General features: G+C 66.3%; 10 protein-coding genes and 1 pseudogene. 6 read left to right on the top strand and 5 right to left on the bottom strand.

Annotated elements, in window-relative coordinates:
• A pseudogene (locus tag ACS8YF_RS18680) lies at positions 1-799 on the top strand (hypothetical protein); the annotation flags it as partial.
• Between the two features lie 51 nt (positions 800-850).
• Here the strand turns inward: ACS8YF_RS18680 and rsmA are convergent.
• The 4 genes from rsmA to ACS8YF_RS18660 are packed head-to-tail and all read right to left on the bottom strand — an operon-like array spanning position 851 to position 6,421.
• Positions 851-1,636, bottom strand: a complete 786-nt coding sequence (rsmA, locus tag ACS8YF_RS18675; protein ID WP_440851619.1) for a 16S rRNA (adenine(1518)-N(6)/adenine(1519)-N(6))-dimethyltransferase RsmA — start codon at positions 1,634-1,636, stop codon at positions 851-853.
• Positions 1,626-2,627, bottom strand: coding sequence for a 4-hydroxythreonine-4-phosphate dehydrogenase PdxA (gene pdxA / locus ACS8YF_RS18670; protein ID WP_440851618.1), 1,002 nt, complete (start codon positions 2,625-2,627; stop codon positions 1,626-1,628). The genes rsmA and pdxA overlap by 11 nt, the downstream gene beginning before the upstream one ends.
• A gap of 6 nt (positions 2,628-2,633) precedes the next feature.
• The gene (locus tag ACS8YF_RS18665) at positions 2,634-4,055 is read right to left on the bottom strand and encodes a peptidylprolyl isomerase (RefSeq protein ID WP_440851617.1); all 1,422 of its coding nucleotides are present in this window, start codon (positions 4,053-4,055) and stop codon (positions 2,634-2,636) included.
• A 29-nt stretch (positions 4,056-4,084) separates the two neighbouring features.
• Positions 4,085-6,421 carry an LPS-assembly protein LptD gene (locus tag ACS8YF_RS18660; RefSeq protein ID WP_440851616.1) on the bottom strand — a complete coding sequence of 779 codons (2,337 nt, stop codon included), beginning with the start codon at positions 6,419-6,421 and terminating at the stop codon, positions 4,085-4,087.
• A 158-nt stretch (positions 6,422-6,579) separates the two neighbouring features.
• Between ACS8YF_RS18660 and ACS8YF_RS18655 the strand changes: the two genes are divergently transcribed.
• The 4 genes from ACS8YF_RS18655 (at position 6,580) to ACS8YF_RS18640 (ending at position 9,916) form a co-directional block, all read left to right on the top strand.
• Positions 6,580-7,557 carry an aminoglycoside phosphotransferase family protein gene (locus ACS8YF_RS18655; RefSeq protein ID WP_440851615.1) on the top strand — a complete coding sequence of 326 codons (978 nt, stop codon included), beginning with the start codon at positions 6,580-6,582 and terminating at the stop codon, positions 7,555-7,557.
• The gene (gene murU / locus ACS8YF_RS18650) at positions 7,554-8,219 is read left to right on the top strand and encodes an N-acetylmuramate alpha-1-phosphate uridylyltransferase MurU (RefSeq protein ID WP_440851614.1); all 666 of its coding nucleotides are present in this window, start codon (positions 7,554-7,556) and stop codon (positions 8,217-8,219) included. The genes ACS8YF_RS18655 and murU overlap by 4 nt, the downstream gene beginning before the upstream one ends.
• Before the next feature lie 111 nt (positions 8,220-8,330).
• Positions 8,331-8,954, top strand: coding sequence for a hypothetical protein (locus ACS8YF_RS18645; RefSeq protein WP_440851613.1), 624 nt, complete (start codon positions 8,331-8,333; stop codon positions 8,952-8,954).
• A complete protein-coding gene (locus tag ACS8YF_RS18640; protein WP_440851612.1) occupies positions 8,951-9,916 on the top strand; it encodes an OmpA family protein in 966 nt (321 codons plus the stop codon). The genes ACS8YF_RS18645 and ACS8YF_RS18640 overlap by 4 nt, the downstream gene beginning before the upstream one ends.
• A gap of 141 nt (positions 9,917-10,057) precedes the next feature.
• Here the strand turns inward: ACS8YF_RS18640 and lexA are convergent, their stop codons facing one another.
• The gene (gene lexA, locus ACS8YF_RS18635; protein ID WP_440851620.1) at positions 10,058-10,690 is read right to left on the bottom strand and encodes a transcriptional repressor LexA; all 633 of its coding nucleotides are present in this window, start codon (positions 10,688-10,690) and stop codon (positions 10,058-10,060) included.
• 152 nt (positions 10,691-10,842) lie between these two features.
• Between lexA and ACS8YF_RS18630 the strand changes: the two genes are divergently transcribed.
• Entirely contained in the window at positions 10,843-11,373 is a 531-nt protein-coding gene (locus tag ACS8YF_RS18630) for a hypothetical protein (protein ID WP_440851611.1), read from the top strand.
• Positions 11,374-11,819 lie beyond the last annotated feature (446 nt).

The raw sequence follows: 11,819 nt of genomic DNA, 5'->3' as shown, positions 1-11,819 counted from the left end.
GCCGATCGGTGCCCGGGGGCGGACGCGGCCGCCGGCCCCCAGGCCGACGCCGGCGCCGTCCCGGAATGACGACAAGCCCGCGCCGGAGTCGCCGCCCGCGGCCGTTGACGAGCCGGAGCAGGTTGTAGCGCCCGCGGCCCGGGCCGGCGCCGAGTCGGCCGAGCGTACGCCGCCGGCGCCCCACACATCGTCGGCATTCGGCCCGTACCTGCTTCGTTTTCAACCGGTCTGGCGCGGCGCCATGGATGGTCTGCTCGCCGGGGCGGCGGTGCGCCTCGTGCCCGCCGACAACGCCGATGCCCGGCCGCGCACGCTCGGAGAGGTGGTGGCCGAGGGCCCGGACGAACCCGAGGCATGCCGGACATGCGTACAGTGGTTGATGCGGCGGCTGATCACCCTGCAGGCGAACTGGCGCACCCTCGAACTGCCGCGTGTGCCGGTGGTGATTCTGCTTCCGGAGATACTGCTCGGGTTCGAGGGGGCCGGGCAGATCTGGGCCGAGGCGTTATCGCGATACGAGCCGGCCGCGGGTGATCTGGTGTTCTGTGTCGAGCGCCTGCCCGCGGCGGGCGAGACGACGCTGCCCGTGCGCTGGGCGGTCGCCGAGCAGCGCACGCGTGACGGCCAGCTCTGGTATCGCCTGATGTCCGGCGAAGACGATGAATCGTCGGCGGGCGCGGTTGCCGACGGGACGCGCTTTGTCCTGCCTGACGACGGCGCGATGGACAGCGCACATCAACCGCTGTCGCCGCGCGCTTTCGGGCGCCTGATGAGCCGTTCGGAGCTGGCCCCGCTATAGGGTATGCATGCTCATGACCTCCCGGCCCGCCGCGCTGGGGCGACCTCGGTCTCAGCCGGCGTCGGTCGCCCGGGCGGCGGCGTTGGCCAGGCGGGCGAAGTCGGCCGCCGCCAACCGTTCCGCGCGCTCGCCGGGCTCGACATCGCAGGCGGCGATGGCCTCGGCGTCGAGAAACCGCTTGAGGGCATTGCGCAGCGTCTTGCGGCGTTGTCCGAATGCCGCGGTCACGATGCGATCGAACATGCGCGTATCGTCGATGACGAAGTCCGGCGGTCGCGGGACCAGGCGAACCACCGAGGACATCACCCTGGGCGGCGGACGAAACGCGCCCGGTCCGACGTCGAACAGCAGGCTTGCCTCGGCGCGTGCCGCGATGGCCACCGAAAGACGGCCGTAATCGTGGCTTCCCGGCACCGCTACCATGCGATCCACGACTTCCTTTTGCAGCATGAAGTGCATGTCGGTGATCTCGGCGCCGCTTGTCAGCAGGGCGAACAGCAGGGGCGACGAGATGTTGTAGGGCAGGTTGCCGACCAGCCGCAACGGCCCCGCGCGGCGCTTGGCGAGCGCGCCGTAGTCGATGCCGAGCGCGTCGCCGGCGATCACTTCCAGCCCCTTGCGCCGGGCCGCGCGGTCCGCCCAGCGGGCGATCAGGTCGCGATCGATCTCGATCACGGACAGCTGATCCAGCCGCTCCAGCAACGGTTCGGTCAGCGCGCCTTCGCCGGGGCCGATCTCGACCACGCAGTCGTCGGCATTGGCGTTGATGGCGGCGAGAATGCGATCGATCACCCCGCGTTCATGCAGGAAATGCTGGCCGAAGCGTTTACGCGCCATGATCGCTCGCCACCATGTGTGCTGCGATCTTCAGCGCCGCCTCGAGGCTGCCGGTGTCCACGCGGTCGGTGCCGGCGAGTTCCAGCGCCGTGCCGTGGTCGACCGAGGTGCGCACGATCGGCAGGCCCAGGCTCACATTGACGGTGCGCGAGAAACCGAGATGCTTGATCACCGGCAGACCCTGGTCGTGGTACATGGTCAATACGACATCGGCCTGGGCCAACTGGTCCCGGGTGAACAGTGTATCCGCGGGGAGCGGGCCCACGGCGTCGATGCCGCGGCTGCGGGCCGCCTCGATCGCCGGCGCGATGATGTCGATTTCCTCGCGGCCGAGATAGCCGTTCTCGCCGGCATGCGGGTTGAGCCCGGCGACCCGTATGCGCGGCCGGGCCATGCCGAAACGTTGGCCCAGCCCGGTGTGAAGCGTGTCCAGGGTATGCGCGAGATCGGCGCCGTTAATGGCACCGGGCACGGCCGAAAGCGGGATGTGGACCGTGGCCAGGGCAACGCGCAGGCTGCCGTCGTCGGTAGTCAGCATCATCACCGGCGCCGCGCTGTGGCAACGCGCGGCAAGATAGCCGGTATGCCCGGTGAAGGCGAAGCCGGCCTGATTGATCACCGCCTTGTGCACCGGGCCCGTGACCAGCGCGTCGGCTGCGCCGTCGCGACACAGCGCCACCGCGCGGTCGAGTGTGGCGAGCACGTACGGCACATTGTCCGGATCGAGCCGCCCGGCCTCGGCCGGGCGCGCCAGATCAAGCGGGTCCACGGTCAGTTCGCCGGCCCGTTGCGGCGATGGCGCCGCCGTATAGTCCACCGGCTTGATTTGCAACGCCAGGCCCAGTTGATCGGCGCGCTGACGCAGCAGCTCGGGGTCGGCAACCGCCACGATTTCGGCGGCGTGGCCGCGCTGGGCGATGCGTACCGCCAGATCGGGGCCGACGCCGGCGGGTTCGCCGGGCGTCAGCAAAACACGAGACAGGCGCGCCACCGGCGGTTACGAGCCGGGGGTGCCGGGGGTGGGCTGGTAGTTCGGCATCCGGATATCGACGTAGGCCTCGTCACGCAGCTTGCGCAGCCACAACTGGCCCTTTTCGCGCGCGCGCTTGCGCCCGAGCGCCTCGCGCGCCTTGTTGCGCTTGGCTTCCTGCGTTTCGTCGCGCTGGCGACGGGCGATCAGCTTGATGATTTCGTAGCCGTCGTGGGTCTGGAAGATATGGCTGATCTCGCCCTTGTGGAGTTTCTCGATGTGTCGTCGGGTATCGGGAGACAAGCGGTTGAGCGGGATCCAGCCCACATCGCCGCCCTGGCGAGCGGTGCTGGTGTCGTCGGAATACTTGCGGGCGAGCGCGGCGAAGTCGGCACCGGCAAGCAGGCGCTGGCGGATCTGCTGGGCCAGCTTGCGGGTCCGCGCATCGCTGCGGATCTCGTTGGGTTTCAGGATGATGTGGCGGATATGCGCCTCAGTCACCATGACCTTCTTCTGATGGGTGTCGGACGCGTTGTTCTTGCCGCCACGCTCGTTTTCGAGCTTGAGTAGATACAGACCGTCCGGTCCGCGGAATACCGGGCTGACCTGGCCGGGTTTCAGGCCGGCCAGCGCGCTGTCGAAACTGTCCGGCAACCTGGCGCCCGAAACCCAGCCCATATCGCCGCCGTTGGCCGCATTCGGGCCCTGCGAGACCGAACGCGCGGCATCGGCGAAGCTCGTCTTGCCCGATGTGATCTGCTTGCGGAGGGTGGTCAGCCGGTCGCGAACCACGCCCGCGGCGGTGGAATCCGAACCGCCGGTCACGTCCAGTTTGATCTGGCGCAGATGGTACTGGTGGTTGCGCGAAAAGCGCAGGGACTGGTTCTGCAGATAGCGGTCGACGTCCTGATCGGATACCGACACCTTGCCCATGACCTCCTTCTGGCGAACCTTGGAGATCTTGATCTCTTCACGCACGTGCTGGCGCAGATCGGCCATGCTCATGCCGCTCTGTTGGACCGCCTGGGTGAACTGCTGCAGATTCATGTTGTTGCGCTGGGCGATTCGCGACAGCCCCTGTTGCAGCTCGGCCTTGGAGACCTTGATGCCATCCTGATTGGCTTTCTGGATCTGCAGCTGGCGCATGATGAGTTGATCAAGCACCTGGGAGCGCAGCACGTTGCGCGGCATCTGGCCGATCTGGGCAGCGTTCTGCTGCTTGACCTGGGCGACCGCGGCATCCAGCTCGCTCTCGAGGATGACGTCGTTGTTGACCACGGCGACGATCTTGTCCAGCGACTGCGGTTTCTGGTTCTGGCTCGACATCCCGCCGAGCGAGAAGCTGTCGAGCCCGCCGCCTGCCCCCAGTTGCTGGGCGCTGGCGAGCGGTAGCGCGAGGACGAAGATGAGCCACCCGATGGCCGGGCGTAGTAGGGAGGGATATTTCATGGCGAACGGATCGTATCAAAGGTGCCGGTCTAGCGCGTTTGCGGCGTGGCGCTGAACATGTCGTGCTGTACGAACGACGACACGCTCTTGCCGAAGCGGCCGAGGCCGCGCAGCACGAACTGAAACATGATGGTGTTGTTCTGGCGGCTGTTGTAGTCCACATAGCGGCGCCACGCCAACCGTACCGCGTAACAGCAGGACGGGCGATATTCCAGTCCTGCCAGGGTCTCGATGTTTTGATGACGCTTCAACGAATAGTTCCATCGGCCGATCACATCGAGCCCCGAGCCCAGCGGTGCGCGAATGCCGATGGCCGCCTGCGACAGGCTCTCGAACTGCCCGGGTAAGAGCGTGGTCGCGTAAACGCGGCTGCCGTGACGATCATAGGACAGGCGTGTGACGTTGCGTGACGGACGGTAGTTGCGATAGTAGCGATAGCCGAGATCGAGTTGATAGCTGCCGCTATGGCCGATCGTGGCGGTCGCGATGGCGCGATCGATTTTCGCCGCATGCGCGTCGTAGCTGAGGGTGGCCCGCGTGGTGAACAGGTCCGACGGCGAGAACATGCCGCCGACGACATAATCGGAGCCGTGCTTGTTATAGCCGGTGGTCCCGCTGTCGGGCAGTCCTACCCGCAGCTTGCGAAAACTGGTGACCCGGCCGAGATCAAAGCGGGCCACGGTGCGCCCCGTATTCGGCGACACCAGATGCGAACTCACCCCGATGGTGATCTGGTTGGCATCGCCGATGCGGTCGATGCCGGTGTAGCGATTGTCCGCGAACAACTGATCGTAGTTGAGCGTGGCACTGCCCGAATCGAAGATCGGGATATCCGACTGGTTCTGATAGCCGACCAGCAGATACTGCATACGGGGATCGAGGGTCTGGATCCAGCCGTTGTCAAGCGTGCGTGAAAAGCGCAGGCCGGCATCGGCCTTGAAACTGGGAATTTCGCGGTTGATGGTATTTGGGATGGACTGGTCGTAGCCGTCGCTGGCCGCGTACTGCAGATTGCTTAGATCGTAGTGCGTGAGCCGGTAGGCCGCTTCGCTGTTGGCGAACCAGCCGCCATGATCCACGCCCCAGATCAGGCGTGGGCGCAGGTCGATACGGTAGGCGTCAATGCTTTGGTCGCGGCGGAAGTTGGTGAACTGGGCGTGGAGACCGGCCTGAAACGGCGCCGTGGGGGTCAGTAAATCGAGCGTGGCCTCGGGCATGCGCCGGTACGGACGAGGGTCGAAGCGCCCACCGAGGCCATGAAAATTGTCGTACAGAGTCTGAAAGCTCTGTGCCAGCAAGGAGAATTTAACCCCGGGCTGGACCGCCGTGAGCTCGAGGCTGCGATCGAGCTGATACCTGGATGTATCCTCGAGGGTGTTCGACAGGTCCCGGAAATAGTAGCGATCGGACACCCGGTTGTACTTGGCCTGGATGCCGATATGCGGGGTGATCTGGCCGGTATGCTCGAAGTGTTCGAGATCCCGTTCCGCGCCGTATGTGCTGTCGTAGGGCAACACCTGACCATCGAATTCGCCTGTCTGGTGCGGGGTCACATAGCGGAACTGGGCGCCGAGCTGAAAGCCGCGCGTGCTCATCACGCGTGGCGTCAACGTCGCGTCGTAGTTGGGTGCCAGATTGATGTAGTACGGCGTGGCCAGCTCGAAGCCGGTACGGCTGGAGCTGCCGAACGTCGGCGCCAGGAAGCCCGTATGGCGTTGATTGTTGATCGGGAAATTCAGGTACGGCGTGTACAACACCGGCACGCCGTAAATCTTCATGATGGCGTTATGGGCTACCCCGCGCCCGCTCCGGCGATCGATGTCAATACGTGGGGCCCACAGCAGCCAGGCCTTGGTCGGGCCGGGGCAGGTACTGTAGTCGGCGTCGTGTAGCCGGTAGCGGTTATCGCCGAGCGAGTTGACCCGGGCGGCCGTGCCGCGTGCGCCCGAGTCGAGCACCGAATAATGCGTCCCCTCGAATTCGCCGGTACGCCGGTCGGTGTTGATTCTGCCCTTGTCGGCGGTCAGATAAAGCCCCGAGAGCAGATACTTCAGGCCGCCATGCGCGGTCGCTTCCGACGTCTTGCGGTTGTAGCGGATGTAGGGGGCTTCCAGCGTCTGCCCGTTGCGTTCAAGATACACATGGCCCTGGGCGGTGGCGATGTCATGGGCCATGCTGGCCTGATCGGCCACGAGTGTGGATGCATTCCCCTTAGCCGGTAGACTCAGCGGGGGCGGGGCGACCGGGCAGCTCCGCGTATTCGAGCCGGCGGCCGCCAGTGCCGCCGGGGTATAGATCAACGCGCCGGACAGCGCCCAGCCCAGCACCCCGGCGCGTGTCGCGCAATGCAATTTGAAATGAATCACGGCGGGATGTCACACCAATTAGTACCGGCACGTGCCGAGACGCCATCGAGCGCCCGGCGGGCCGGCCGAAATCATTGTATTCGCAAGCGATGCCCCTTCGGCCTGCGATTATGCGCACCGCGGCGCGCCCCCGCAACGCAGGCCGGGACAGCGCGCGCATGAATTCGGCCGTGGATCGACGCTACGATCAGCTCGTGGCATGGCTCGTCGCACGCATCGGCGCCCCGTTGGCATGGGAAGCCGTATCGGCCGATGCCAGCCGTCGGCGTTATTTCCGCGCCCGACGGGGTGACCGGAGCTGGATCGCCGTGGATGCGCCACCGGAATACGAGAACGTGGCCGCCTTTGTGGCCGTGGCCCGCCTGCTGCACGAGGCGGGACTCAACGCGCCGCAGGTGCTTCATCATGACGCGGCGCTCGGGTTCATGTGCCTGAGCGACCTCGGCGATCAGACCTATCTGTCGGTGCTCGACGACAACAATGCCGATGCCCTGTTCGGCGCCGCCGTCGGCGCGTTGCTCGACTGGCAGGGGGCCAGCCGGCCCGGTGTGCTGCCCGACTACGACCGGGCCACATTCGCGCGCGAGATGGCGCTGTTCAAGCAGTGGTACATCGCCGGCGAACTGGGCCACGCGCTGAGCGCCCGTGACGACCGGGCAATCGACGGCGCCTTCGATTTCATCCTTGATCGACTGGCGGCCCAAGCCCCGGTCTATGTCCATCGCGACTACATGCCGCGCAACCTGATGGCCTGCCAGCCCCTGCCCGGCGTGATCGATTTCCAGGATGCGCGCTACGGCCCGGCCGCCTATGACGTCGCCAGCCTGTTCCGCGATGCGTTCGTCAGTTGGCCGGCCGCGCGTGTCGACGGCTGGATCCGGCACTACTGGGACGGCGCGATCGGGCGCGGCCTGCCGGTGGCCGCGGACTGGGCGCGCTTTCGTGAAGACATTGCCCTGACCGGCGCTCAGCGCCATCTCAAGATCCTCGGCCTGTTCGTGCGCATTGCCCGGCGTGATGGCAAGCCACGCTACGCTGACGACCTGGACCGGTTCCGCGATTATCTGCGTCCCGTGGTCGCCGGCTTCGACGAGCTGGCGCCGCTGGGCCCGTTCATTGAAGCGAGAGTGCGATGAAAGCCATGATTCTGGCCGCCGGCCGCGGCGAACGGCTCCGACCGTTGACCGATCGCGTGCCCAAGCCGCTGATCGACGTCGGCGGCCAGCCCTTGATCGGCCATCATCTGCGCGCGCTCGCCGCGGCGGGGTTCGGCGAGGTGGTCATTAATGTCGCGTATCGCGCCGCACAGATCCGACATGCGCTGGGTGACGGGCGCCGCTATGGCTTGCGTATCACCTACAGCCTCGAGCAGCCCGGGGCGCTGGATACCGGCGGCGGCATCGCCAATGCACTGCCGCTGCTCGGACCGGCACCGTTTCTCGTGATCAGCTCGGATGTATTCAGCGACATCGACTACGGCGCGTTGGCGGCGCAACGCGCGGGCGCCGAGGCGCACCTGGTGCTGGTGGATAATCCGGTACACCATGCCCGTGGCGATTTCGGCCTGCGTGGCGAGCACGTGGTCGATGCGGCGCCGCGACTGACCTACGCCGGGGTCGGCGTCTTCGCGCCCCGCTGGTTCGGTGGACGCAGTGAGACGCGTTTTCCGCTATCGACCGTGCTTCGCGACGCGATCGACGCTGATCGTGCCAGCGGTGAGCATCATCGCGGGCGCTGGATCGATGTCGGCCGGCCGAGTGCGCTGGCCGCCGCGCGCCAGGGTTTGAGTGCTGCCTGAGCGCGGCGCATGCCGGCACGTTTTTAGTATCTGGCCGCCGCGCTGCTAGAATCGCGCCCTCGAATGTCCGTGGCTCGAGGCCACGTGCCGAACCGAACAGGGAGATCCCGAATGTCGGCCAGTCATCATCGGTGGTTCCGCCACCTGATTGCGGGTGCTGCGATCGCGGCATCGGCCGCGGGCGCCGGCTGTGCGAGCCAGCGTGCCGTACAACCCCATATGCCCGATCAGAGCGTGCTGGACCCGGCCACGCAGGCGTTGCACAAGGCGGTATCCGTGCATGCCGATCAATTCGCGCCGCGCATTGTGGACAGTGCACGGCGACGCATTACGGTCGCCCGCGACATCCTGTTCAAGGCGGCCGAGAACGATCGTTCGCTGACGCCGGCCGAACACGATCGTATCCAGACACTGGTCCAGCAGGCGCGCCTCGACGCGCGCGCGGCGCTGGTCAAGACCCAGGCCGGCGCGGTCCAGAACCAGATCAGTCAGTTGCAGGGCAACAGCAGCAGCGACAATAACAACGGCAACGGCGGCAGTAGCGACAACAACGGCTACAACGGCAACGGCAGTAGCAGCGAAAACAACGTCTACAACAACGGCAGCAATGGTGCGCCGGGCCCCGGTCGAATCGGCGGCAGCGACACGACGGGCCGCCAGCAGCCGGCGCGCCCGGGCACGCCGCTCGGCCAGGGCGGTATGCCGGGCCACGGGATGCTGGGGGGAATGCGATGAAGCGTCTGATCGTAATGGGTGGGCTGACTGCGGTTTTGCCGCTGTTCGCCGGTTGTGCGGTGTTCGAATCCAGCCCGGTGCCGCCGTCGCCCTCACTGACCGGCGTCAAGGCTCAGAATGCCGCCTGGCATGACGCCATTCATCGCAGCCCCCACGCCGGCACGCCGACCTTCGGGCCCCTGTCCGATGCCGAAAGCGCGGTCCAGCGTGCCGAGGCCCAGCCGCAGGTCAAACAGTTCGATAGCCAGTCGCTGACCCGGGCGCAAACGTCATTGACGCAGGCCAAGAACGATTGGCAGGCCATCGCGAACAAGAAAAAGCGCAGCGATGATGCTCTGGCCAAGGTGGCCAATGAAGCGCACCGGGCGCAGCGTCTGGCCCAGATCGCGCAATACACGGCGCAGCGCGAAATCGGGTTGAAGCAACTCCATCAGTTGCAGGCGCAGCAACACCAGCAGCAGCGCGCGGCAGCGTCTTCGGGCCGCCTCGCCAGCGTCAGCACCCAGGATATCGTTGGCAAACGCGTGGTTCCGGACATGCTGGGCAGCCTGCATTTCCAGAGCGGTACCGCCCGCCTGACCCAGGCGTCGCATCCGGTTATCGGCCGGCTTGCCAAGCTCGCCAAGGCACATCCGAAACTCGGTGTGGCGATCTTCGGCTTTACTGACAACAGCGAGCCGCCCGCCGATCGGCTGCAGGCGTTCGTCAATTCCAACCCGAAGCTGAAGCAACAGCACCCGAGCCATAAGCAGCAGGTTCAGGCTTACCATCAAGGCCTGTCCGATGCCCGTGCGCGCGATGTTGCCCAGCTGCTGGTGCAGGCGGGTGTCGACCCGCATCGGATCGGCGCACGGGGCATGGGCGCGACCCATCCGGTGGCGTCGAACGATACGGCCTCGGGCCGCCAGAAGAACGAGCGTGCCGAGGCCGTGATGGTGCCGCTCAAGCACAAGGGGAGCTGATCGCGGCGACGCAGCCGCAGAGGCGGCGAAGGCGTCGCCTCTGTTCACATGGCTGTCGACCTGCCGGCGGCCGGCGTTGCGATCCGGCCTACCGCTGCGGCCGCCATGTGTCGACGGCGACGAGCGGTCCGGGGGCGGGGATTAGACCGAGCGGACGATGCCGACGGCAAGCCCTTCGAGAGCGAAGCCATCGCGCTCGGGGTCGATCTGGATATCGGCGTACGCCGGGTTCTCTGCCTGCAGGCGGACATGGTTGCCGTCGCGCTGGAAGCGCTTCACCGTGACTTCGTCGTCGATCCGGAATACGCCGATCTGGCCGTTGCGGATCTCGCCGCCGGTTTTCACCCCGAGCAGATCGCCGTCCAGAATCCCGACGCCAATCATGCTGTCGCCGCGCACGGTCAACAGGTAATCCGCCGGCGCCGAGAACAGGCCGCGCGAGATACTCACGCGGCGCTCCACGTTTTCCACGGCGAGCATGGGCGCCCCCGCAGCCACCCGGCCGATGACCGCGAGGGTATCGCTGCTTTCGGCCGGCTCGTCGTCGGCGTTCTCGTTGGCGGTCGCCACCAGGCGAATTCCGCGGCTGCGGCGTGAGCCGAGTTCGATCACACCCTTGCGCGCCAGGGTCTGCAAATGTGCCTGCGCGGCGTTGGCCGACGCGAAGCCGAGTGCGTCGGCAATCTCCGCCCGTGTGGGCGGGGCGCCGGTGCGCTTGAGGGTGGCTCGAATGAAATCGAACACACGTTGCTGCTTGGGTGTGAGCTTTGTCATGCTGTAAATATATCCAGCAACGAGGTGTGCGTAAAGCCTCCCCCTCCATTGACTGCGGCAGGACCGGCCCCTAGATTCATTGATGTTGCGCTGCAACATGCGTGGAACGATTCAATCGGGCTGTACGCCCACAGATCGCCGGAGGGCCGATCATGATCATCCAGGACATCGCATCGAATTTGCATCAGCGTGTTGAACGGGCCGGCCAGGCTTATCGCGGCGTCCGCCGGGCCTGGCGCGATACCCAGCGCGAGGCCATGGCCGTCGTCACACACAACAGTCGCTCGGTCGCCAATACTGAAATCGGCGCGGCCAAGAATATCTATACCTCCGCCCAGGCGGCGTTTCGGCGCGCCCGGCGGGACGGCCTGCGCAAGGTCGCGCAAAGACCCGGGCGCTATGTGCCGGCCGGACGCAAGCAGATGGTCGCGGCCTATCGCGCCACGCTGAAGCTTCTTGGCCGAACCCGCTCGGAACTGACCGAGATCGCCAGCGGTGGCTATCAGCAGATCACCGCGCAATTGGCCGGCTCGGCGGACCCGATCGCGGCGGCGCCGTCGATCGAGCCGGGCAAACGGTCCCCCGGGGCCGCACGCAAGCGCCCGGCCAAGCGTTCCGCCGCGATGGATGCCGGAGCGGCCAAGTCCGGGCGTAAGCCGACGTCGCCGCCGACCGCGACCTGAGCGGGCAACGGTACCGTCCCGTGAACGGCTGGCGGGCTCGTGAAATGGACCCGCCGGTGACTGCAGCGCCTGGCCCCCGACACAGGCCGGGGTCGCGTGCGCTTGCCGATATCAACCGGACTTCGACTCGACCGCAGGCGCTCAGCTCGCGGGCAGATCCTTGTCGCGTTCGATCATCGCGTAAGCTGAATGATTGTGGCTGGATGAGAAGTCGGTTGTCTCGGCAACTTGAGCAGGGCTCCCGCGGCGAGTGCCGCGGGATGCGTTTGCCGATGTCAACCGGACTTCGAATCGACCGGAGGCAGTCAGCTTGCGGGCAGGTCCTTATCCCGCTCGACCATCGCATAGGCGGAATGGGTTGTGGATTGTTGAGAAGTCGGCCGACTCAGCGACGTCAGAGCAGGGTTCCCGCAGCGCAAGCTGCGGGATGCGTTCGCTGATGTTGG

The organism is Salinisphaera sp. SWV1 (genome assembly GCF_052044155.1).
Lineage (GTDB): Bacteria > Pseudomonadota > Gammaproteobacteria > Nevskiales > Salinisphaeraceae > Salinisphaera.
Note: the sequence above shows the minus strand (reverse complement) of the source record. Positions and strands in the feature narration are given on the sequence as shown.